Source organism: Marinovum sp. J2-8, assembly GCF_055808435.1.
On sequence record NZ_JBVVRZ010000003.1, the window covers coordinates 21,411 to 42,568 of the forward strand.

A 21,158-nucleotide genomic window follows, 5' to 3' on the forward strand; every position below is an offset into this window, starting at 1 on the left:
CCGTGCCACGCCGCTGTAGGGTCAGGGCAAATTCAATCCAACCCCTGGAGTGCCTGACATGACCCAGCGCCTGCATCTGGTTTTCGGTGGCGAACTTGTCGACCCGTCGGAAAATACATTCAAGGATGTCGATGACATTCATGTTGTCGGGATTTACCCGGATTACGAAAGCGCTTATGACGCATGGAAAGACGCGGCCCAGCGTACGGTGGACAATGCCCACATGCGTTATTTCATCTCGCATCTGCATCGGATGTTAGAGGGTGAGGACAAGGCCGCCGCCGCCAAAGAGGCCGACAGCTGACCAAGACCCCAGTCATTCCCCAACGCGTTCTTTCGGTGCAGGCCCATATGACATGGGCGCGCCGCCGCGAACGTGAGCCGGTGCAATACCCGCCGCGTCCGAATGGGGTGGTTGTCTGGGTGCATGCAACGCGTGGCCAGCGCATTTCTGCCATCATGCAATTGTCGGCGCGGCTGGTGTCCCAGCGGCAGAATGCATTTGTGCTGGTGACGCTGGCCCCCGGCGTGACCGGACCAAAGCGGTTGAAACGCAATATCATTTTGGCGGATGCGCCGGGATTGCATCCCGAGGATGTCATGGCCTTTCTTGATCATTGGCGCCCGGAACTCTGTTTGTGGACCTGCGGCGATCTGGTGGTGTCCCATATTGTCACCGCCGCCGAAGAGGGGGTGCCGCTTTATCTGGTGGATGCCAGCGAAACCGGATTCAACACCCGGCCTGTGCCCTATCTTCCGGATCCGACGCCCGCCGCGCTAGGCTATTTCACCATGATCATGGCCAGCGATGCCAATGCGGCGCGTCGGTTGCGGAAATTGGGATTGGCCGAAGATGATCTGACCATCACCGGACCGCTGCAAGAGGGCAGTGCCGCCATCCCCTGTAACCAGTCCGATCTGGACGCTCTGCGAGAGGCGATTGGCACCCGGCCGGTCTGGCTGGCGGCGATGGTACAACCCGAGGAGCTTGCCACCATCCTGCGGGCGCATCGCGCCGTGTCGCGCTGGGCGCATCGGCTGATGTTGGTTCTGGTGCCGGACCGCCCGGAAATGGGCGATGAAATGGCCGAAAGGATGCAACGCGGCGGCATGTCCTATGTCCGCTGGTCGGATGGCGAATTCCCGGATGACGGGACCGAGGTCTTGTTGGCCGACACCTATGGCGAAATGGGGCTGTGGTATCGGCTGTCTCCGGCGTCTTTCATGGCATCGTCATTGGTGGCGGGTCATGGTGGATGTGATCCGTTCGAACCTGCGGCGCTGGGATCTGCGATCTTGTATGGCCCCAATATCGGGCGACATCTGCACGCCTATTCGCGCCTGGCAGAGGCCGGTGCCGCGCGCATCGTGCGTGATACCGATACGCTGACCAATGCGCTGAAACAGCTGATTGCGCCGGACCGGGCGGCGGCGATGTCGCTGGCCGCCTGGGAAATCGTGTCCGAGGGCGCACAGGTGACGGATCGGATCATGGATCTGATCCATGACACCCTTGATCTGGCCGAGGTCATTTGATGCGCGCTCCTGATTTTTGGTTCACATCGCCCGCCCGGCCCGCAATTGCGGCGCGCCTGTTGGCACCCTTGGCGGCGCTGACCGCGCGGGCCACGGCGCAACGGGTGGCCAGGGCCCCAGATCTGCGGGCGGATGTGCCGGTGATCTGTGTGGGGAACCTGAATGCCGGCGGCACGGGTAAAACCCCGACGGTGATCGACATTGTTACCCGGCTGATTGCGCGTGGGCGTCAGCCTTTTGTGCTGTCGCGGGGGCATGGTGGACAGTTGACCGGCCCGGTCACGGTGGACGCCCGTCGGCATGGCGCGGGCGACGTCGGCGACGAGCCGTTATTGCTGGCGGCCTTTGCGCCGGTGGTTGTCGCGCGGGACCGTGCGGCCGGTGCACGCCATGCAATGGCGGCTGGGGCCGATGTTCTGGTGATGGACGACGGATTGCAAAACCCCGGACTGGCCCGTGACCTGTCGTTGATTGTTGTCGATGCGGCCAAAGGGTTTGGCAATGGCCGCTGTTTGCCGGCCGGTCCTTTGCGCGAACCGGTTGCCGTGGGGATGAAGCGTGCGGATCTGATCTTGTCGATTGGCGGCAAGGCTGCTCACGACGCGTTTTCGACGCAATGGGCCGGGCACATCACCCTGCCGCATCTGCGCGGCCAGTTGCAACCGCTGCAAACCGGGATGGATTGGGCGGGGCTGCGGGTGCTGGCCTTTGCCGGTATCGGCCATCCAGAGAAATTCTTTGCCACCCTGCGTGCGCTTGGGGCCGAGGTCATTCGCGGCGAGGCGCTGGAGGATCACCAGCCCTTGACGCCCGCCATCATGGCCCGGTTGCAAAAAGAAGCGGAAAGTTTGGGGGCGCAGATGGTCTGTACCGAGAAAGACGCCGTGCGTCTGCCGACGGGCTTTCGCCAAAAGGTGCTGACCCTGCCGGTCCGTCTGACAATTGACGACGATGCGGCACTTGTCGCGGCCTTGGATCGGCTGTTTTTGTGATCCACCCCGGAATGGGATGGATCAATTTTAGCATGACGGGCAAGGTCGGGCCCGCCCAATGGTTTAGCCGATAGCCGCGGCCTTGACGTCATCGTCAATGAACGGGACGTATTGCGCAAAGTTGTCGGCGAACATCTGGACCAGCTTGGCCGCCTGGGCGTCATAAGCGTCCTTGGCACCCCAGGTGCGGCGCGGATCCAGCAGAACCTCGGGCACGCCGGGTACGTCGGTGGGCACGTCAAAGCCAAAGTTCGGGTCTTTGCGGAACTCGGCATCGGCCAGCGATCCGTCCAGCGCCGCCGTCAACAAGGCGCGGGTTGCCTTGATCGGCATCCGGCTGCCGGTTCCATAGGCGCCACCGGTCCAGCCGGTGTTCACCAGCCAGCAGGTTGCGCCGTGCTTGGCGATCTTTTCGCGCAGCAGATTGCCATAGGCTTCTGGACGGCGCGGCATGAAGGGCGCCCCGAAACAGGTCGAAAAGGTCGGCTCTGGCTCTGTCACGCCACGTTCGGTGCCCGCCACCTTGGAGGTGAAGCCGGACAGGAAGTGATACATCGCCTGCGCCGGGGTCAACCGGGCAATCGGGGGCAGCACACCAAAGGCATCACAGGTCAGCATGATGATATTCTTGGGGTGCCCCCCCAGCGCGCTGGACGAGGCATTGGAGATGTATTCCAACGGATAGGCGCAGCGCATGTTTGCGGTCAGGCTGTCGTCTTCGAAATCGAGTTCCTTGGTCTCTTCGTCAAAGACCATGTTTTCGATCACCGTCGCGAATTTCGACGTGGTGGCATAGATTTCCGGCTCTGCCGTCGCGCTGAGGTTGATGGTCTTGGCATAGCAGCCGCCTTCGAAATTGAAGGTGCCGCGATCGGACCAGCCGTGTTCGTCATCCCCGATCAGAATACGCGAAGGATCGGCCGACAGCGTGGTTTTGCCGGTGCCGGACAGGCCAAAGAACACAGCCGTGTCCACCGGATTGCCCACCGCATGATTGGCCGAGCAGTGCATCGGCATGATGCCTTTTTCCGGCAGCAGATAGTTCAGCAGGGTAAAGACAGATTTCTTGTTTTCGCCCGCATATTCGGTGCCGCCGATCAGGATCAGCTTGCGGTCGAAATTCATCGCGATCACGGTATCGGACCGGCAATTGTGCCGTTCCGGGTCTGCCTTGAAGCTGGGGCAATTGATGACGGTGAAATCCGCCACGAATTCGTTCAGATCCTCACGATCAGGCCGCCGCAGCATGTGGCGGATGAACAGCCCGTGCCAGGCCAGTTCCGTGACCATGCGCACGTCGATCGAATGTGCCGGGTCCGCCCCGCCGACCAGATCCTGCACAAAATAGTCGCGGCCCTTCATGTGGGCCAGCATGTCGTTGTAAAGATTGTCAAAACCTTCGGGCGACATGGCGGCGTTGTTTTCCCACCAGATCGTGTCAGCGACCGTGTCTGTTTTGACGACATGTTTGTCCTTGGGGGAGCGACCGGTGAATTTTCCGGTCGAGACAAGGAATGCGCCGCCTTTGCCGAGCTGGCCCTCTTTACGTTGCAGGGCGGCTTCGATCAGCGCCTGCTTCATAAAGTTATAATAGACATTGCCCAGTCCTTCGATCCCCTGATCTTCTAGCCGGAACTGCGGGTTGACCCGTCCTAATGTCATCTTGTCTCTCCATGTATCCGCAGAAATGGCGGAAGTCGTGGTTTTGGCGGCAAAAGCGCCGTCCCCGCAGCCAAGGCATTGGCTCCGGTGAATTCGGTGTAACATGGCTTTTTGGCTCGTGAACAGGAGGCATGCGCAAGTTAGCGCAATCAAATTGCCATTTAGCGCAATCATATTTCGTGGCCGTGTCGATGTGGGCACGAAATCCAGCAATCAATGCGACAATTTAGTCATTCGTTTGTACTTTTCGGGTCTGCTTGGGGCAGGTCGGTTGCCCGATTTCGCAGTTAAGGATTGATTGCGCGCCGCAAATCAAGGCATAATGGGGAAAAATTAAGGCAGCCGAGCAGTATAAGGACAAACAAATGTCTAAAATCGCCCTTGTGGACGATGACAGGAATATTCTGACATCCGTTTCCATGACGCTTGAGGCCGAAGGCTTTGAGGTCGAAACATATAATGATGGCCAATCCGCATTGGATGCATTCAATAAACGTCTTCCGGACATGGCTGTGCTGGATATCAAGATGCCGCGTATGGACGGCATGGATTTGTTGCAGCGGCTGCGCCAGAAAACCACCATGCCGGTGATTTTTCTGACCTCCAAAGACGACGAGATTGACGAAGTGCTGGGTCTGCGCATGGGCGCGGATGACTATGTGAAAAAACCGTTTTCCCAGCGGCTTCTGGTCGAACGTATTCGCGCATTGCTGCGGCGCCAGGATGCGATGGACAATGATATTGTAGGCGACACCGAAGAAACCAAGGTGATGGATCGCGGTGATCTGCGCATGGATCCACTGCGTCACGCTGTGGCCTGGAAGGGCAAGGATGTGGCGTTGACGGTGACCGAATTCCTGTTGCTGCAGGCCCTGGCCCAGCGTCCGGGTTTCGTGAAATCGCGCGATCAGCTGATGGATGTGGCCTATGACGATCAGGTTTATGTCGATGACCGCACCATCGACAGCCACATCAAACGTCTGCGCAAGAAGATGCGCTCTGTTGATGACGACTTTTCGGCCATCGAAACGCTTTACGGTATCGGTTACCGGTACAACGAAGAATAATGGCGCTGGTCGAGGAGATGGCTGTGCCCAACGCAGGCTCCAAGCGGCGCGGTGATGTGGTTCTTGGCGACGATTGGGTCGCCCCGGACGGCACCGTCGAACAGGAATTGCAGGATCGGCGGGCGCGGCGCGGCTTCTTTTCACTGCGCACCTCGCCACTGACCCGCAAGATCATCATGTTCAACCTGATTGCGTTGAATGTGCTGGTTGGCGGTATTCTGTACCTCAATTCGTCGCGCGATGGCCTTGCCGCGCAGCGCGCCCAGGGGCTTGTCGGTGAAGCAGAGCTGATCGCCGACGTGTTCGAGGTGTTGCTGCCCGGCACCGCCCCGGTCAACCTCGCCTCTGGCGATGGGCTGGATGTCGGCGCCACGCTGGAGGGGATCGCGCTGCGGCGCGGGGCAGAGGTTTTTGTCTTCGATCAGGGGCAAAACATTGTCGGACGGTCCGCATCGACCATTGGTGACGTTGAAACCGAAGCAGAAGGCCGGACCCTGATCACCGATCTTCTGGCGTCTATCTGGGATGCGGTGGCCGGGCTGGTCACCGATTCCGAAGAAGATCGCATTGCAGCTTTCGAAGAACATTTGATCGCATTGGCGGAACCGGCGCTGGCCGGTCAGACCACAGTGCGCACCACGGAATCCCACGATGGCGGCTCGGTCTTTACCGTCGGCAGCCCGATTGAACAAAATGGCCGCCCGATTGGTGCGGTTGTGTTGGTCTCGGCCGCGGGCGAGATTGACCGGCTGGTGCGCACCGAACGCGAGCGCGTGTTGCAGATGTTTCTGGTGGCCACATTGGTCTCTATCGGTCTGTCGCTGGTGTTGGCGTCGACCATTTCCAATCCGATCTCGGATCTTGCCGAAGCGGCAGAGCTGGGCCGCGACCGCGACCGCCGCAAGGAGCTGACGGGCCGGATTCGCATTCCCGATCTGACCGCGCGCCCGGATGAAATCGGCCGCCTGTCGGGCGCATTGCGTGGCATGGTCACCGCTCTTTATGATCGGATTGATGCCAACGAACAATTTGCCGCCGACGTTGCACATGAAATCAAAAATCCGCTCGCCTCGTTGCGGTCCGCTGTTGGATCATTGCGCATGGTCAAACGCGAGGATCATCGCGACAAGCTTCTGGGCGTGATTGAGCATGACGTGCGCAGGTTGGACCGCCTGGTCAGCGATATTTCGGATGCCTCGCGGTTGGACAGCGAATTGGTCAAGGAAGATCAGGCCCAGTTTAACCTGCTGGCATTGCTTGGAAGTTTGAGCGACCACTTGGGCAAGGATGCGCATGGCAAAGGGGTTGAATTCATCACCGATCTGCCCGCCGATCCGATTTTGGTGCATGGGCTGGAGGCGCGATTGGCCCAGGTCTTTGTCAATCTGATCACCAATGCGATCAGTTTCTGCGAAGACGGCGATGCCATTCGGGTCTGGGCGCGGCAACGGGAAAACCGGGTGCTTGTGGTTGTCGAAGACACCGGTCCCGGCATCCCGGAAGAGGCGCTGGGCAAGATCTTCAAGCGGTTTTATTCCCATCGGCCAGAGGCAGATTTCGGCAATAACTCGGGTCTTGGGCTGGCGATTTCGAAACAGATTGTCGAGGCCCATGATGGTGTGATCTGGGCCGAGAACATTCGCCCGACAGAGGCGGACATTACCTCGGAGCCGCTGGGCGCACGTTTCGTCGTTGGTCTGCCGGTTTGATGCGTGATGGCCGTCGCGGCTGACACGCCGGTTCATGCCAGTACGGTGGCATTTGCAGATCGCGGCGTGATCATCCTTGGGGCTTCGGGCAGCGGAAAATCGGCCCTGGCCTTGGAGCTTTTGGCGCTGGGCGGCGTTTTGGTGGCGGATGACCGCACGATTGTCACCCGCCGCGGGGCTGCGCTGATCGCTGATTGTCCGGCGGCAATCCAGGGCCAGATCGAGGCGCGGTTCGTTGGCATCCTGACGGTGCCGTTCCAGGGGGCGGTGCCATTGTCACTTGCCGTTAATTTGGATCGCATAGAATCACAGCGTTTGCCGCCGGTTCGCCACTGGTCCTATGCCGGGGTGCAAATCCCGATGCTTCACAAAGTCGCGCAGGGGTATTTTCCTGCGGCAATTCGACAATACCTTCTGCAGGGTTGATAGGGGGCTTTGCCGCTGCCCGTGTAACAGACCGGTACAACAGGAACCAATAGAGATGGAACTTCCGATCACACCCCGCCTTGTCCTGTTGACCGGCCCTTCTGGCGCCGGGCGCTCTACCGCGCTGAATGCGTTGGAGGATCTGGGGTATGAGACCATCGACAACCTGCCCCTGTCCCTGGCCCCGCGCCTGTTGGAAGGCGGGCAGAGCCGCGATATGGCGCTGGGGCTGGATGTGCGCACGCGGGATTTTTCGCCCGCGGCGCTGTTTGGGTTGTTGGCCGATATTGCTGCCCAAACGGGGCAGGCCGCCGATCTGTTGTTTCTGGATGCGAGTGCCAATGTGCTGGTCAATCGGTATTCGGAAACCCGCCGCCGCCACCCGATGGCCCCTGATGGCACGCCAGAGGCCGGGATTGCCCGTGAATTCGAAATTCTGGCCCCCCTGCGCGATCAGGCAAGCATTTTAATCGACACCTCGACGCTGTCACCGCATGAATTGCGCGCTGAGATGTATCGCCTCTTCGGTGTCGACAGCAGCCACGATCTTGCGGTGTCGATCCAATCGTTTTCCTACAAGCGCGGCCTGCCACGTGCGGCCGACGTGGTGTTTGATTGCCGGTTCCTGATCAACCCGCATTGGCAACCCGAATTGCGCCCGCTGACGGGGCAGGATCGCCGTGTCGTTGATCACATTGCCACCGATCCGCGATGTGCCCCGTTTCAGGAAAAGGTGCTCGACCTATTGCTGTTTCAACTGCCCGCTGCACGCGAAGAGGGTAAGGCGCACTTCTCTGCAGCTTTGGGCTGTACGGGGGGCAAACATCGTTCCGTTGCCTTAACGGAAAGCGTAGCGCATGGGCTTGCACAAGCGGGCTGGCGAGTGTCAATTAGACATCGAGAACTGGAGCGGCGCACGTTGGCGTCCCCGGATCCGGCATAAGGATGTCGGAAAAATGAGTGGGAGACCGTCGAATTTGATCGGAATCGTGATCGTGGCACATGGCGGGCTGGCCAGGGAATACCTGGCGGCAATTGAACATGTGGTCGGGAAACAGCCGGGAATCTTTGCGATCTCAATCGAACCTGACCACGTGCGCGCGGACAAGCAGGAAGAAATCTGTGTCGCCGCTGATTTGTGGATCAGGGCGGCGGCGTTGTGATTGTGACCGATATGTTTGGCGGATCGCCGTCCAATCTGTCATTGCGGGCCTGCGCCCCGTCCAATAGGCGCATCCTGTACGGCGCGAATTTGCCCATGTTGATCAAATTGGCGAAAAGCCGCGATCTTGGGGTGGCAGATGCCGTTCGCCAGGCGACAGAGGCCGGACGCAAGTATATGGATAGCCAGAACATTTCATCGGATCAAAATATATGACAGAGACCGTGACCCGTGCCTTGAAGATCGTCAATGAAAAAGGGTTGCACGCCCGCGCCTCGGCAAAACTGGTGGAGGTGGTCGAAGGTTTCGATGCCTCAGCCGAAGTTGCGCGTGACGGGATGAGCGCCGGGGGCGATTCCATCATGGGGCTTTTGATGTTGGCAGCGTCCAAAGGAACCACTATTGAGGTCCAGACTTCGGGCCCCGACGCCCAGGCGCTGGCCGATGCTGTCGAAGCGCTGGTCGCGGACCGGTTTGGAGAAGACTGCTAGGGCCGGTATAGGCCCGCTGGGAAGGACGCTGGACGGCAAAATGGTGGACACCGCGCAATCCGCAGCCGGGCGCAAGACGCCGACGGCGGGCCAGCAAGTGCCTTATGACAAGCGTAAGCTGTCATATGCCAATACGTTTACAAATCCGTGGAAGGCGACAACCATCCGCGCGCTGGAATGGCTGACCGGTAAGTTGCCGCTCTTGCGTCTGGTGCGTCGATTTGAGCGGATGGGCCCGGCTGAAGGGCACGCGTTTTTTGGCCAGGCGCTTGGGTTGATGAAAATCGACCTGCTGACGCCGCAGGAACAAATCGACCAGATCCCCGCCACTGGCCCGGTGATCGTTGTGGCCAACCATCCGCATGGTTTGGTGGATGGCATGGTGATGGCGGAATTGATCGGGCGGGTGCGTACCGATTACCGTATCCTGACCAGAAGCCTCTTGTCCGGGGTCAAGGAGATCGAGCAATTCATGATCCCCGTGCCCTTTCCGCACGAAGAAAATGCCCGCATTGAAAGTCTGGAAATGCGGCAGAAGACGATGGATCACCTGAAATCCGGTGGTGTTGTGGTGCTGTTCCCGTCTGGTGTTGTTGCGGCCTCTGAAACCTTTTTTGGCGAGGCTGTCGAAGCGGTCTGGAACCCCTTTACCGCCAAGATGATCGTGCGGTCCGGCGCGACGGTGGTGCCGATCCATTTCCCGGGCCAGAATTCCCGTGCCTATCAGATCGCCAACAAGATTTCGGCGACAATCCGGCAGGGGCTATTGATTCATGAGGTGATGCATTCCTGCAATCGGCCGCAATCGCCGATCATCGGGACGCCAATCACACCAGAAGAAATCCGCACCTGGGACGGCAAGCCACGTCAAATGATGAAGTGGCTGCGGGAACATACGCTCAGCCTTGGGCGTTAAGCCCCGTCACGGGTGACCCGGACGGGCCGCCGTTGGCGCGCTGGCCTGCGGTCAGGGGCTGACAGCCTGTCGGCCCCGTTCCGGAATTAGCGCGTCGGGATTGGTGCGTCGCCCCGGTAATCGTAAAAGCCGCGTTTGGTCTTGCGGCCCAGCCAGCCAGCCTCGACATATTTTGTCAGAAGCGGGCAGGGGCGGTATTTTGTGTCCGCCAGCCCATCATGCAACACATTCATGATCGCCAGACAGGTATCCAGACCAATGAAATCCGCTAGCTCCAGCGGACCCATCGGGTGGTTTGTCCCCAGCTTCATGGCCTGATCAATCGAGGTGACATTGCCCACGCCTTCGTAGAGCGTATAGACCGCCTCGTTGATCATCGGCATCAGGATGCGATTGACGATGAAGGCCGGGAAATCTTCGGCGGATGCTGCGGTCTTGCCCAGCTTTTGCACAACTGCCAAGCAGGATTGATAGGTGTCCTGATCGGTGGCAATGCCACGGATCAATTCGACCAATTGCATGACCGGCACCGGGTTCATGAAATGGAACCCCATGAATTTCTCTGGGCGGTCGGTCCGGCTGGCCAGACGTGTGATTGAAATCGACGATGTATTCGACGTCAGGATGGTGTTGGGTTTCAAATGCGGCAGCAGGTTATCGAAAATCTGCTGTTTGACTGTTTCGCGTTCCGTGGCCGCTTCGATCACCAGATCGGTTTGGCCCAGTTCGGCCAGTTCCAGGCTGGTGGAAATCCGCGCCATTGCGGCGGCCTTGTCATCGGCGGACAGCGTGCCTTTGGACACCTGGCGCCCGATATTCTTGTCGATACGCGCCACCGCGGCCAGCAAGGCATCTTCTGAAACATCGTTCATCACGACATCATAGCCCGCCACAGCCATCACATGGGCAATGCCATTGCCCATCTGGCCCGCGCCGATCACGCCGATTGAATGAATATCCATGCCCTGCCCCTATGTCGTTCATCCGACAATAGGCGGCTTCGCATGGCAAGGGCAAGACCATGCATCTGCGGCGAATTCACTAAACATCGCCTTAAATCCGCCATTTAGCCTTTTGGAAATCGAATCACCTCATGTTGGCTTTGGGTGAGTATTAAAACTAGGTGGGTGAGATGACCTATGAACTTCCGGGGGGATCGACCCCCGACTATCTGCCGTGCCGGTATGGCACGTCGCGGCTTGTATTTCGCGGGCCACGCCGCAAGCTAAAGGGCGATTATGTCGCTTTTTTCGGCGGTACGGAAACCTATGGCAAATTTATCGAAGCACCGTTCCCGTCCCTGACGGAAGACACGCTTAATCTGCCTTGTGTGAATTTCGGCTGTGTCAACGCCGGCATAGATGCATTTGTAAATGATGCTGCCTTGTTGGGGGCCGCAAACCAGTCCAGCGCCACGGTGATTCAGATCATGGGCGCACAGAATATGTCCAATCGGTTGTATACGGTGCATCCGCGCCGCAACGACCGGTTTGTCAAGGCAACTGCGATGCTCAAGGCGATCTACCGAGAGGTGGATTTCACCGAGTTTCATTTCACGCGGCATCTGTTGGTCGAGCTGGAAAAACTTGGCCCAGAGAGGTTCAATATGGTGCGGCAAGAGCTTCAGACCGCCTGGAGCGCGCGCATGTCGCTGTTGCTGAACCAGATCAAAGGCCCGGTTGTGCTGTTGTGGTTCGCCGATCACGCGCCGTCAAACGAAGAGGACAGCTTCTCTGATCCCTTGTTTGTCACGGCCGATATGGTCAACGAGCTGAGCGACAAAGTATCGGGCGTTGTCGAGGTGACGGCCAGTGACCGGGCCTTGCGGCAGGGCACAGAGGGCATGATGTTCAGCCCGGTCGAAGAGGGGGCCGCGCGCGAAATGATGGGGCCGATCGCCCATGAAGAAGCGGCAAATGCGCTGACCGCAGAATTGGCCGGAATTTTGCACCACCGTCACTAGGACGTTTCGCGTCGTGCCTGAGGTGCCCGGCGTTTGATAGCGCGACACACCTTGGCTGATGGCAGATTGCCCGCACAAAAAGACCCGCCAAATTGGCGGGTCTTTAACGTTTCGAGTGCACCGTGTGCGCCCCGGTTTCAGAGCTTTTCGGTCAGTTCCGGAACGGCTGTGAACAGGTCCGCGACCAGGCCATAGTCCGCGACCTGGAAGATCGGGGCCTCTTCGTCCTTGTTGATCGCGACGATGATCTTGCTGTCTTTCATCCCGGCAAGGTGTTGAATTGCCCCGGAAATACCAACCGCGATATAGAGATCCGGCGCCACGACCTTGCCGGTTTGGCCGACCTGCCAATCGTTGGGCGCAAAGCCGCTGTCGACCGCCGCGCGCGACGCGCCAACCGCCGCGCCAAGCTTGTCAGCCAGGGCTTCGATGATCTTGAAGTCCTCTTCCGAGCCGACGCCGCGCCCACCGGACACAACAACACCCGCCGAGGTCAGTTCCGGGCGGTCGCTGGCGGCCAGTTTGTCCTCGACCCAGGTCGAAAGACCGGGATCTGCAGCGGCGGAAACGGTATCGACCGGGGCCGCGTCCTGTGCGCCTGCGGCGTCAAAGGTCGAGGTGCGGATCGACACCACCTTTTTGGAAATCGCTGGATTTTACGGTCTGGATCGCATTGCCCGCATAGATCGGGCGTTCGAATGTCGCGCCATCCACCACGCCGGAAACATCCGAAATCACCATCACATCCAGAAGTGCCGCAACCCGTGGCAACACGTTCTTTGCGTCGGTCGTGGCCGGGGCAACGATATGTTCATAATCGCCGGCCAGGCTGACGATCAATGCGGCGGTGGATTCCGCCAGCCGATGGCCCAGAGAGGCATCTTCGGCCACCAAAACCTTGGCCACGCCCGCAATTTTCGCGGCATCGGCCCCGGCATCGGCGGCAGATCCGCCGGCGCAAAGCACATGCACGTCGCCAAGTGCGGCAACCGCGGTCACGGCCTTGGCAGTTGCGTCAAGGTTCAGAGCGCCATCATTGACTTCGGCAAGAAGGAGTACAGCCATTTACACAGCCCCCGCAGCTTTGAGTTTCGCGATCAAATCATCAACAGACCCGACGATTTCACCGGCCTGGCGGGCGGCGGGCTCTTCGGTTTTCACAATTTCCAGACGCGGCGTGACATCAACGCCGTAATCAGCCGGTGTTTTTTCGTCCAGCGGCTTCTTCTTGGCCTTCATGATGTTGGGCAGGCTGGCGTAGCGCGGTTCGTTCAGGCGCAGATCGACGGTCACAACCGCCGGCATCTTGACGCTGATGGTTTGCAGGCCGCCGTCGACCTCACGCGTGACTTTTGCGGTGTCGCCGTCGATGTCGACTTCGCTGGCAAAGGTCGCCTGCGACCAGCCAAGCAGCGCCGCGGTCATCTGGCCGGTGGCGTTCATGTCGTTGTCGATTGCCTGTTTGCCACAAAGCACAAGGCCGGGGGCCTCTTCTTCGGTGATCTTGGCCAGGATCTTGGCCACGGCCAAAGGTTCGATATCGTTGTGCACGTCGTCCGCAGCCACCACCAGGATCGCCCGGTCCGCACCCATCGCCAGCGCAGTACGAAGGGTTTCCTGCGCCTGTTTGACCCCAATGGACACCGCGACGATCTCTTCGACCTTGCCAGCTTCTTTCAGGCGAATCGCCTCTTCCACTGCGATCTCGTCAAACGGGTTCATCGACATCTTCACGTTTGCAAGATCGACACCGCTCCCGTCCGCTTTCACACGAACCTTCACATTATAATCGATCACGCGTTTGACGGGGACTAGAACCTTCATCTGCGTAACTCTCCTTGTGGTTCTCGCACGGGCTGTGCGACTCGGATTGATAATTCTTCTGGGCGTTGATAATCGGTCATATTGTTGCGCAACAGGTCAAAATCGCCTGTTGGCGCTAAAGGACGCGGCGTTTCTTTGGTGTCATGCGCGCCAGTCAAAGAAACCCGGCCCGACCTGCGCCAAAAGCCGCCGCCCCATGTCATGGCCCAGCGCGGCGCCATCGGTGATGGGGGCGCTGGCAGCATCACACAGAACCTCGGTTCCATCGGGGCGCAGAACCTCGCCGCGCAGATGGAGCGTGCCGCCATCCAATTCCGCCAACCCGGCAATCGGTGTTTCACAAGATCCGTCCAAAGCCGCGAGAAAAGCACGCTCTGCCGCCAGCCGCTGTGCGGTTTCCGGATGGTGGATCGGTTCCAGCAGAGCGGCGGTGTTTGTGTCATGGATGCGCCGTTCGATGCCAATTGCGCCCTGGGCGACGGCGGGCAACATGTCATTTGCGGAAATCGCCTGTGCCGGGACATCGGTCAACATGCCCAATCGGGTCAGGCCCGCCATAGCCAGAAACGTGCATGTGGCCACGCCATCAGACAGTTTTTTCAGCCTTGTCTGTACGTTGCCACGAAATTGAACGACCGTCAGATCGGGCCGCTGGTGCAACAATTGCGCCCGTCGCCGCAGTGAGGAGGTGCCGACAATCGCGCCTTCGGGCAATTCGGCGATGCCGCGGAACTGCGGTGAGACAAAGGCATCGCGCACGTCCTCGCGCGGCAGGAAACAATCCAGCACCAATCCGGCAGGCTGGTCCACGGGCATGTCTTTCATCGAATGCACCGCAATATCGATGCCGCCCTCCAGCAGCGCCGCTTCGATTTCGCGGGTAAACAGCCCCTTGCCGCCCAATTCCTTGAGCGGGGTGTCGCTGGCAATCAGCGCGCGGTCGTCGCCGGTGGTTTTGATCACCACGATGCGAAACGCCTCGGCAGGCAGATCAAAGGCCGCAGCGATTCTGTCGCGGGTCTCATGTGCTTGGGCCAGGGCCAAAGGCGATCCACGGGTGCCGATTTTCAGCGGAGAGGCGGGCGAGGGCAGGGTGTGCGTCATGCTCCACTGTCTAGCCCCGGCCCAGAGGGGTGACAAGCGCCCGCCTTGACATCGCCGCAGTGGCGGGGGACCAACCGGAAAACAAATTGCGGAGACCGGCATGACCAAAGCGACCAAACCCATCCTGCGCGCCCTTGCCGGTGAGACCCTGCCAACCCCGCCGATCTGGATGATGCGGCAGGCGGGGCGGTATCTGCCCGAGTATCGCGCGACACGTGCCCAGGCCGGTGATTTTCTGTCGCTGTGCTACAACTCTGATCTGGCGGCGGAGGTCACATTGCAGCCGATCCGGCGATATGGCTTTGATGCGGCGATCCTGTTTGCCGATATTTTGCTGGTGCCCCAGGCGCTTGGCGCGGATCTTTGGTTTGTCACCGGCGAAGGCCCGCGTCTGTCGACGGTGACCGAACAGCGCGACTTCGATGCGCTGAAACCGGCAACAGACATTCACGACACACTGGCGCCGATTTACGAAACCCTGCGCATTTTGACCGGGGAATTGCCGCCAGAGACCACGCTGATCGGTTTTGCCGGTGCGCCCTGGACCGTGGCGACCTATATGATTGCCGGGCGTGGCACCCCGGATCAGGGGCCGGCCCATGCGTTGAAAGATGAAAACCGCCCCCTGTTCGAGGCGCTTTTGGATCGGATCACCGAGGCGACAATTGATTATCTTTCCATGCAGATTGATGCCGGGGCCGAGGTGGTCAAACTGTTTGATAGCTGGGCTGGGTCGCTGAAAGGTGATGATTTTCAACGCTATGCATTGGAGCCGGCCAAGCGGATCATTTCTGCGTTGAAGGCAAAGCACCCCAATACGCCGGTCATCGCCTTTCCGCGTGAGGCCGGTGAAAAATACATCGGGTTCCACAAGGCGACAGGGGCCGATTGCGTGGCGCTGGACAATTCGGTGGATGCCGCATGGGCCGCGACGCATGTGCAGGTCGATGGCTGTGTGCAGGGCAATCTGGCCTCACGTCACATGGTGACCGGTGGTTCGGCGCTGGTCGAGGACACCCGCCAAATCGTCGCTGCATTGCGCAACGGGCCGCATATTTTCAATCTTGGTCACGGGATTACGCCGGATGCGGACCCGGAAAACGTACAATTGATGATTGATACGGTGCGAAACACCTGACGAAATTCGTCGACTGTGCGTCAATGCGCAAGGCACCCTGCATTGCGATTTGCACGTTGTGTCACATCTGCGCGTGATTAAATTAGCCCCTCGCAGTCAGGGAAGGGGCGATCATGTCAATTGTGGATATTCTGGACCTGAAAAAGGTCTATGATGGCGGGTTCGAGGCGCTCAAAGGTGTCACGCTTGCCATTGAAGAGGGCGAGATCCTTGCTCTGCTCGGTCCGAATGGGGCGGGAAAGACGACACTGATTTCAACGGTTTGCGGCATCGTTAACCCCAGCTCCGGCAGTGTCACGGTCGGCGGCCATGACATTCAGCGGGATTTTCGTGCGGCGCGGGCGATGATCGGTCTGGTGCCGCAGGAAATTCACCTCGAACCATTTGAAACCGTCTGGAACACTGTGCGGTATTCCCGTGGTTTGTTCGGCTTGCCGCGCGACGATGCGCATATCGAAACGGTGCTGCGGCAATTGTCGCTGTGGGACAAACGGAAATCCAAGACGATGGAACTGTCCGGCGGCATGAAGCGCCGGGTGTTGATCGCCAAGGCGCTAAGCCACGAACCCCGCGTGCTGTTCCTTGATGAACCGACCGCCGGGGTCGATGTAGAGCTGCGCAAGGATATGTGGAACGTGGTGGCGGATCTGAAGGCGTCCGGGGTCACCATCATCCTGACCACCCATTACATCGAAGAAGCCGAGGCAATCGCCGACCGCGTGGGGGTGATCGCCAAGGGCGAATTGCTCTTGCTGGAGGAAAAGGCGGCGCTGATGGCGCGTATGGGCAAAAAGACGCTGGATATTGAATTGACCGCGCCGGTGGTGGAATTGCCTGCCGTTCTGGCGGGGTATGATCTGGACTTGATCAGTGATGGCCAGACCCTGCGCTATAGCTATGACACCAAAGGCGACCGCACCGGGATTACCAAATTGCTGGCGGATCTAGCGGCGGCGGGCCTGCAAATGCGGGATCTGCTAACCCGGCAATCCAGTCTCGAAGAAATTTTCGTCGATCTCGTGTCCGAGACAGATCAGGAGGATGCAGCATGAACCTGCAGGCGGTAAAATCCATTTATATGGTTGAAATGGCGCGGTTCTTTCGCACCCTCGCGCAGAGCTTCATTTCGCCGGTGATTTCAACCTCGCTGTACTTTGTGGTCTTTGGCACCGCCATCGGCAGCCGCATCGACCAGGTCGAGGGCATCAGCTATGGCGCGTTCATTGTGCCGGGGTTGATCATGCTGACGGTGATGACCCAAGGCATTTCCAACGCCTCTTTCGGGATCTATTTCCCGAAATTCATCGGGACGATTTTTGAACTTCTGTCTGCCCCGGTGAATTTTCTGGAAATCGTGATCGGATTTGCGGGTGCGGCGGCGACCAAGGCGATGTTCATCGGTTTGGTGATCCTTGCGACATCCGCGTTGTTTGTCGACATCACCATCATGCATCCCTTTGCCATGCTGGCATTTCTGGTGCTGACCTGCGTGTCCTTCGCGTTGTTCGGATTCATTATTGGCATCTGGGCCAAGAATTTCGAGCAGCTGCAATTGATCCCGTTGCTGGTGGTCACGCCCTTGGTGTTCCTTGGCGGGTCGTTCTATTCGATTTCGATGTTGCCGCCGATCTGGCAGACGATTTCGTTTTTCAACCCGGTGGTCTATCTTATTTCCGGCTTTCGCTGGTCGTTCTTTGGCACATCGGATGTGCCGATCGGTCTGAGTTTGCTGGCGATTGCCGGGTTTACCGCGCTCTGTCTGGGGATTGTGTGGTGGATTTTCCGAACCGGCTGGCGCATTCGGTCCTGACCGGCCCGGCCCCGGTCGACGGGCCATCGTGACTTTCTTGCAACGCTGCGGCGGGGTGAACTTGGCGTGACCAAAAGTTTGCCCCGCGCGAACCTTGTTTGTCGGCGTGGGCCTGTCTACATGCCCAAACATGAAACATTGGCTTCCATTCGTGAAATCCGGGCCGAACGTGGCCGTCATCCGTCTGAGCGGCGCCATCGGCACCGGCGGGCGGGGTTCATTGACCGACAGCGGGCTGGCGCCCTTGCTGGAAAAGGCATTCAAACGCGGCAAACCAGACGCAGTTGCGCTTGAAATCAACTCTCCTGGTGGCTCGCCGGTGCAATCTTCGTTGATTGCCGCCCGCATTCGCCGATTGGCCGCGGAAAAAGACATTCCCGTGTTCGCCTTCGTCGAAGATGTGGCCGCTTCGGGCGGCTATTGGCTGGCCAGTGCCGCGGATGAGATTTTTGCCGATCATTCCTCGATCCTTGGCTCGATCGGTGTGATCTCTGCAGGGTTCGGGGCGAATGTGTTCTTGGCCCGACAAGGGCTTGAGCGTCGGGTGCATACCGCTGGCACCTCCAAAAGCTTCCTCGATCCGTTCCAACCGGAAAAGGAAGAGGATGTGACCCGCTTGCGGCGGCTTCTGGATCAATTGCACGTCAATTTTATCCATCAAATCAAGGAGCGGCGCGGTGACAAGCTGGCCGATCATCCGGATTTGTTCACGGGTGAGGTCTGGATCGGCGAACGTGCCCAGCAGGTGGGGCTGATCGACGGCATCGGACATCTGGATGCGGTGATGAAAGAGCGCTTTGGCGACAAGGTGAAATTCCGCCGCTACGGTCGCAGCCGGTCCTTGGCGCAACGCTTGGGGCTGTCATTGGTCGAAGATGCGCTGGGACAGATCGAAGAACGGGCGGCCTATGCCCGGTTCGGGCTGTGATGTGATCGTCAAGATAGTCACTTTATTTCTGATTGGTATGGGTGTGCTGGCGATGTTCGGCAAGCTGCGGCTGCCCAATGTGCGCAAACTTGGCGGCAAATACCTTGGATCAGACAAATGCCGGTCCTGTGGGCGGTATCGTATCGGCAAGGGCAAATGTCCCTGTGGTGGAAACAAGGGAAAACGTGGATGATAGTGTGGCTGCTCTGTGTGCTGGGGCTGGTGATCTTGCTTTTGGCTGGCGATGCCTTGGTCAAGGGGGCGGTGAACCTGTCGTTGCGGGTTGGCATTCCGGCGCTGATCGTCAGCCTGACAATCGTTGCCTTTGGCACTTCGGCGCCTGAACTTCTGATCGCGATTGCGGCGGTGCACGAAGGTGCGCCGGGGCTTGCCCTTGGCAATGTGGTCGGGTCAAACACCGCCAATATCCTGATGGTGTTGGGTATTCCGGCGATTTTGGCGACCTTGCACACGTCGGATTGTGACACGCGAAAATCCTACTTTCAGATGCTCGCCGCCACGGCGTTGTTCATCGCGCTGGCCTTTTGTGGCAGCTTTACCTGGGTGTCAGCGCTGGTGCTTTTGGCGGCACTTGCCGTCATGCTTTGGATTGCCACCAAAGACGCGCTGGCCCACCGCCGCGAAACCAGGGTCGCCTCAGAGGAGGCGGAGTTGGAGGATCTGGAAGGGGCCGATCCGAATATGCCCTGGTGGAAGATCTGGATGTTCCTGCTTCTGGGGTTGATTGGTCTGCCTTTGGGCGCGGATATTCTGGTCGACAATGCATCGCATATTGCGCGGATGTATGGGGTTTCGGACACGGTGATTGGCTTGACGCTGGTTGCTCTGGGCACGTCGCTGCCTGAGTTGGCCACCACGGTGATGGCGGCGTTGCGCCGTCAGGCCGATGTGGCGCTGGGCAATGTGATCGGGTCGAACATGTTCAATCTGCTGGCAATTATCGGTGTTGCGGCGTTGATTGGTCCGATCCCGGTTGATCCGACCTTCTTGCGGTTTGATCTTTGGGTGATGCTCGGGGCGTCGCTGTTGCTTGCGCCTTTTGTCCTGCTGCGTTGGAATATTTCGCGGATTTGGGGGGCGGTGTTGACCATTCTTTATCTCGCTTATGTCACCATAGTGATCATCTAATCGACGAGGGCATGATGCGGGCATTGGTGACAGGGGCGGGCAAACGGTTGGGTCGCGCTATGGCGATCTATCTGGCCGGGCGGGGATTTGACGTGGCGTTGCACTACGCCAGCTCTGCCGATGCGGCGGACAGCGCCGCGGCAGAGATCCGCGCCATGGGGCGTAAAGCCGTCACATTGCAGGCCGATCTGCTGGACGAGGGCGCGACACAGGCGCTTCTGCCACAGGCTGCCATTGAACTGGGCGGCCCGATAACCGTGCTGGTCAACAATGCATCCATCTTTGAATACGACACGTTGCAGAGTGCGACGCGCTCCTCCTGGGATCGCCATATGGAGAGCAATCTGCGGGCGCCCTTTGTCCTGACCCAGGCTTTGGCGGCACAGGTGCCTCCGGCGGTGGCCGACGACAATGGGGAACCGATGGCACAGGCCTTGGTGGTCAATATGATCGACCAGAGGGTGCGCAAGCTGACACCGGAATTCATGACCTATACGCTGGCCAAGATGGGGTTATGGGCCTTGACCCAGACCGCAGCACAGGGGCTGGCCCCGGATGTGCGGGTCAATGCCATTGGCCCCGGCCCGACATTGCAGGGCGGTCGGCAAAGCGCAGACCATTTTGCCCGCCAGCGGGCCGCGACGGTATTGGGACGTGGGGCAAATGCCGCCGATATCACTGCGGCCCTTGGGTATCTTCTGGACGCTCCGGCGGTCACGGGGCAGTTGATTTGCGTGGACGGCGGTCAACATCTTGGCTGGCAAACGCCGGATGTGCTGGGGGTTGAATAAACCTCGATTGGGTCGCTTTTGGCCTTGACCCGACGGAAGTTGTGCACCGGCCAAAAACGATCTGTCGAATTGTTACAAATTGTTAATGTTTTCAGATATTTATCAAGGGAAATAAAAATTTCCCTTTGATGTCAGGATGTTGCGGTGAAGCCTAAAAATTAGGCAAATTGATCAACCCGCCTGAATAACAGAGAAAATTCCCCGTCATCTAAACTAGTCCCCGTAGTTATCCACAGAAACGGTGGATTTGTTTTGCCTTGCTGTAGAGTTCGAAATCTCGGGTGTCGGGGAATCGAAAATTTGGCGTTGCGGCGGCGAAATCCGACTTTTTCTTGCGTCTTCAACGGAGCAAAGAAATTTGAACCGGCTCTGGATGACATCTTGCGGTTTTGACGCAGGGTTTTAATTTCATCCACCGGCAGATCAATGGCCCTTTCACGTCGCCGCAAAATCCACATCCTGTTAACCATTTTGATGAAAGTTGCGGCAA

General features: G+C 58.9%; 21 protein-coding genes and 2 pseudogenes. 18 read left to right on the top strand and 5 right to left on the bottom strand.

The window, feature by feature from the left end; all coding sequences use genetic code 11:
* The first annotated feature begins 58 nt into the window (after positions 1–58).
* Genes AC0L4F_RS09480 through lpxK form a run of 3 tightly spaced genes read left to right on the top strand, consistent with a single transcriptional unit; the run spans position 59 to position 2,528 of the window.
* The gene (locus tag AC0L4F_RS09480; protein WP_244687752.1) at positions 59–304 is read left to right on the top strand and encodes a DUF4170 domain-containing protein; all 246 of its coding nucleotides are present in this window, start codon (positions 59–61) and stop codon (positions 302–304) included.
* 47 nt (positions 305–351) lie between these two features.
* On the top strand, positions 352–1,536 hold the full coding sequence (locus AC0L4F_RS09485; protein ID WP_244687754.1) for a 3-deoxy-D-manno-octulosonic acid transferase: 1,185 nt from the start codon (positions 352–354) through the stop codon (positions 1,534–1,536).
* A complete protein-coding gene (gene lpxK, locus AC0L4F_RS09490) occupies positions 1,536–2,528 on the top strand; it encodes a tetraacyldisaccharide 4'-kinase (RefSeq protein WP_244687756.1) in 993 nt (330 codons plus the stop codon). Before AC0L4F_RS09485 ends, lpxK begins: the two co-directional genes overlap by 1 nt.
* Before the next feature lie 63 nt (positions 2,529–2,591).
* Here the strand turns inward: lpxK and AC0L4F_RS09495 are convergent, their stop codons facing one another.
* A complete protein-coding gene (locus AC0L4F_RS09495) occupies positions 2,592–4,190 on the bottom strand; it encodes a phosphoenolpyruvate carboxykinase (protein ID WP_244687758.1) in 1,599 nt (532 codons plus the stop codon).
* A 365-nt stretch (positions 4,191–4,555) separates the two neighbouring features.
* Here AC0L4F_RS09495 and AC0L4F_RS09500 point away from each other — a divergent pair, with 365 nt between their 5' ends.
* The 7 genes and pseudogenes from AC0L4F_RS09500 to AC0L4F_RS09530 all read left to right on the top strand — a co-directional run bounded on the left by AC0L4F_RS09500 (position 4,556) and on the right by AC0L4F_RS09530 (position 9,961).
* The gene (locus AC0L4F_RS09500) at positions 4,556–5,257 is read left to right on the top strand and encodes a response regulator transcription factor (RefSeq protein WP_244687760.1); all 702 of its coding nucleotides are present in this window, start codon (positions 4,556–4,558) and stop codon (positions 5,255–5,257) included.
* Entirely contained in the window at positions 5,257–6,966 is a 1,710-nt protein-coding gene (locus AC0L4F_RS09505; protein ID WP_244687762.1) for a sensor histidine kinase, read from the top strand. Before AC0L4F_RS09500 ends, AC0L4F_RS09505 begins: the two co-directional genes overlap by 1 nt.
* A 6-nt stretch (positions 6,967–6,972) precedes the next feature.
* Positions 6,973–7,392, top strand: coding sequence for an HPr kinase/phosphorylase (locus AC0L4F_RS09510; RefSeq protein WP_244687764.1), 420 nt, complete (start codon positions 6,973–6,975; stop codon positions 7,390–7,392).
* Between the two features lie 55 nt (positions 7,393–7,447).
* Positions 7,448–8,335: an RNase adapter RapZ gene (rapZ, locus tag AC0L4F_RS09515; RefSeq protein WP_244687766.1), complete on the top strand. Its 888-nt coding sequence runs from the start codon at positions 7,448–7,450 to the stop codon at positions 8,333–8,335.
* A gap of 34 nt (positions 8,336–8,369) precedes the next feature.
* A pseudogene (locus tag AC0L4F_RS09520) lies at positions 8,370–8,770 on the top strand (PTS sugar transporter subunit IIA).
* Positions 8,767–9,045, top strand: a complete 279-nt coding sequence (locus tag AC0L4F_RS09525; protein WP_244687768.1) for an HPr family phosphocarrier protein — start codon at positions 8,767–8,769, stop codon at positions 9,043–9,045. The pseudogene AC0L4F_RS09520 and the gene AC0L4F_RS09525 overlap by 4 nt, the downstream one beginning before the upstream one ends.
* Before the next feature lie 40 nt (positions 9,046–9,085).
* Positions 9,086–9,961 (top strand): lysophospholipid acyltransferase family protein, encoded by an 876-nt coding sequence (locus AC0L4F_RS09530; RefSeq protein WP_244687770.1) that lies wholly within the window; start codon positions 9,086–9,088, stop codon positions 9,959–9,961.
* A gap of 86 nt (positions 9,962–10,047) precedes the next feature.
* Here the strand turns inward: AC0L4F_RS09530 and AC0L4F_RS09535 are convergent, their stop codons facing one another.
* Complete coding sequence (locus AC0L4F_RS09535) at positions 10,048–10,923, bottom strand: 3-hydroxybutyryl-CoA dehydrogenase (protein ID WP_244687773.1); 876 nt, start codon at positions 10,921–10,923, stop codon at positions 10,048–10,050.
* Between the two features lie 170 nt (positions 10,924–11,093).
* On the opposite strand from AC0L4F_RS09535, the gene AC0L4F_RS09540 reads away from it, so the two are divergent.
* On the top strand, positions 11,094–11,924 hold the full coding sequence (locus AC0L4F_RS09540) for a DUF6473 family protein (RefSeq protein ID WP_244687775.1): 831 nt from the start codon (positions 11,094–11,096) through the stop codon (positions 11,922–11,924).
* A 137-nt stretch (positions 11,925–12,061) separates the two neighbouring features.
* Here AC0L4F_RS09540 and AC0L4F_RS09545 read toward each other — a convergent pair.
* From AC0L4F_RS09545 to hemC, 3 genes and pseudogenes are all read right to left on the bottom strand, one after another.
* Positions 12,062–12,989: pseudogene (locus AC0L4F_RS09545) on the bottom strand (electron transfer flavoprotein subunit alpha/FixB family protein).
* On the bottom strand, positions 12,990–13,748 hold the full coding sequence (locus tag AC0L4F_RS09550; protein WP_244687777.1) for an electron transfer flavoprotein subunit beta/FixA family protein: 759 nt from the start codon (positions 13,746–13,748) through the stop codon (positions 12,990–12,992).
* Positions 13,749–13,889: 141 nt separating this feature from the next.
* Entirely contained in the window at positions 13,890–14,852 is a 963-nt protein-coding gene (gene hemC, locus AC0L4F_RS09555) for a hydroxymethylbilane synthase (RefSeq protein WP_244687779.1), read from the bottom strand.
* 100 nt (positions 14,853–14,952) lie between these two features.
* Here hemC and hemE point away from each other — a divergent pair, with 100 nt between their 5' ends.
* The 7 genes from hemE to AC0L4F_RS09590 all read left to right on the top strand — a co-directional run bounded on the left by hemE (position 14,953) and on the right by AC0L4F_RS09590 (position 20,668).
* The gene (gene hemE, locus AC0L4F_RS09560) at positions 14,953–15,990 is read left to right on the top strand and encodes a uroporphyrinogen decarboxylase (protein ID WP_244687781.1); all 1,038 of its coding nucleotides are present in this window, start codon (positions 14,953–14,955) and stop codon (positions 15,988–15,990) included.
* 113 nt (positions 15,991–16,103) lie between these two features.
* The gene (locus tag AC0L4F_RS09565; protein WP_280520547.1) at positions 16,104–17,042 is read left to right on the top strand and encodes an ABC transporter ATP-binding protein; all 939 of its coding nucleotides are present in this window, start codon (positions 16,104–16,106) and stop codon (positions 17,040–17,042) included.
* Positions 17,039–17,800 (top strand): ABC transporter permease, encoded by a 762-nt coding sequence (locus AC0L4F_RS09570; RefSeq protein WP_244687783.1) that lies wholly within the window; start codon positions 17,039–17,041, stop codon positions 17,798–17,800. The genes AC0L4F_RS09565 and AC0L4F_RS09570 overlap by 4 nt, the downstream gene beginning before the upstream one ends.
* 130 nt (positions 17,801–17,930) lie before the next feature.
* Complete coding sequence (locus tag AC0L4F_RS09575; RefSeq protein ID WP_244687786.1) at positions 17,931–18,728, top strand: S49 family peptidase; 798 nt, start codon at positions 17,931–17,933, stop codon at positions 18,726–18,728.
* 1 nt (position 18,729) lies between these two features.
* Positions 18,730–18,921 carry a hypothetical protein gene (locus tag AC0L4F_RS09580; RefSeq protein ID WP_244687788.1) on the top strand — a complete coding sequence of 64 codons (192 nt, stop codon included), beginning with the start codon at positions 18,730–18,732 and terminating at the stop codon, positions 18,919–18,921.
* On the top strand, positions 18,918–19,877 hold the full coding sequence (locus AC0L4F_RS09585) for a calcium/sodium antiporter (protein ID WP_244687790.1): 960 nt from the start codon (positions 18,918–18,920) through the stop codon (positions 19,875–19,877). The genes AC0L4F_RS09580 and AC0L4F_RS09585 overlap by 4 nt, the downstream gene beginning before the upstream one ends.
* Before the next feature lie 11 nt (positions 19,878–19,888).
* Positions 19,889–20,668, top strand: a complete 780-nt coding sequence (locus AC0L4F_RS09590) for an SDR family oxidoreductase (RefSeq protein ID WP_244687793.1) — start codon at positions 19,889–19,891, stop codon at positions 20,666–20,668.
* Positions 20,669–21,158 lie beyond the last annotated feature (490 nt).

Bases quoted from the DNA above. Each gene is read 5' to 3' on its own strand.
- AC0L4F_RS09480 (WP_244687752.1), top strand. From the start codon at position 59: ATGACCCAGCGCCTGCATCTGGTTTTCGGTGGCGAACTTGTCGACCCG.
- AC0L4F_RS09485 (WP_244687754.1), top strand. From the start codon at position 352: ATGACATGGGCGCGCCGCCGCGAACGTGAGCCGGTGCAATACCCGCCG.
- lpxK (WP_244687756.1), top strand. From the start codon at position 1,536: ATGCGCGCTCCTGATTTTTGGTTCACATCGCCCGCCCGGCCCGCAATT.
- AC0L4F_RS09495 (WP_244687758.1), bottom strand. From the start codon at position 4,190: ATGACATTAGGACGGGTCAACCCGCAGTTCCGGCTAGAAGATCAGGGG.
- AC0L4F_RS09500 (WP_244687760.1), top strand. From the start codon at position 4,556: ATGTCTAAAATCGCCCTTGTGGACGATGACAGGAATATTCTGACATCC.
- AC0L4F_RS09505 (WP_244687762.1), top strand. From the start codon at position 5,257: ATGGCGCTGGTCGAGGAGATGGCTGTGCCCAACGCAGGCTCCAAGCGG.
- AC0L4F_RS09510 (WP_244687764.1), top strand. From the start codon at position 6,973: ATGGCCGTCGCGGCTGACACGCCGGTTCATGCCAGTACGGTGGCATTT.
- rapZ (WP_244687766.1), top strand. From the start codon at position 7,448: ATGGAACTTCCGATCACACCCCGCCTTGTCCTGTTGACCGGCCCTTCT.
- AC0L4F_RS09525 (WP_244687768.1), top strand. From the start codon at position 8,767: ATGACAGAGACCGTGACCCGTGCCTTGAAGATCGTCAATGAAAAAGGG.
- AC0L4F_RS09530 (WP_244687770.1), top strand. From the start codon at position 9,086: ATGGTGGACACCGCGCAATCCGCAGCCGGGCGCAAGACGCCGACGGCG.
- AC0L4F_RS09535 (WP_244687773.1), bottom strand. From the start codon at position 10,923: ATGGATATTCATTCAATCGGCGTGATCGGCGCGGGCCAGATGGGCAAT.
- AC0L4F_RS09540 (WP_244687775.1), top strand. From the start codon at position 11,094: ATGACCTATGAACTTCCGGGGGGATCGACCCCCGACTATCTGCCGTGC.
- AC0L4F_RS09550 (WP_244687777.1), bottom strand. From the start codon at position 13,748: ATGAAGGTTCTAGTCCCCGTCAAACGCGTGATCGATTATAATGTGAAG.
- hemC (WP_244687779.1), bottom strand. From the start codon at position 14,852: ATGACGCACACCCTGCCCTCGCCCGCCTCTCCGCTGAAAATCGGCACC.
- hemE (WP_244687781.1), top strand. From the start codon at position 14,953: ATGACCAAAGCGACCAAACCCATCCTGCGCGCCCTTGCCGGTGAGACC.
- AC0L4F_RS09565 (WP_280520547.1), top strand. From the start codon at position 16,104: ATGTCAATTGTGGATATTCTGGACCTGAAAAAGGTCTATGATGGCGGG.
- AC0L4F_RS09570 (WP_244687783.1), top strand. From the start codon at position 17,039: ATGAACCTGCAGGCGGTAAAATCCATTTATATGGTTGAAATGGCGCGG.
- AC0L4F_RS09575 (WP_244687786.1), top strand. From the start codon at position 17,931: ATGAAACATTGGCTTCCATTCGTGAAATCCGGGCCGAACGTGGCCGTC.
- AC0L4F_RS09585 (WP_244687790.1), top strand. From the start codon at position 18,918: ATGATAGTGTGGCTGCTCTGTGTGCTGGGGCTGGTGATCTTGCTTTTG.
- AC0L4F_RS09590 (WP_244687793.1), top strand. From the start codon at position 19,889: ATGATGCGGGCATTGGTGACAGGGGCGGGCAAACGGTTGGGTCGCGCT.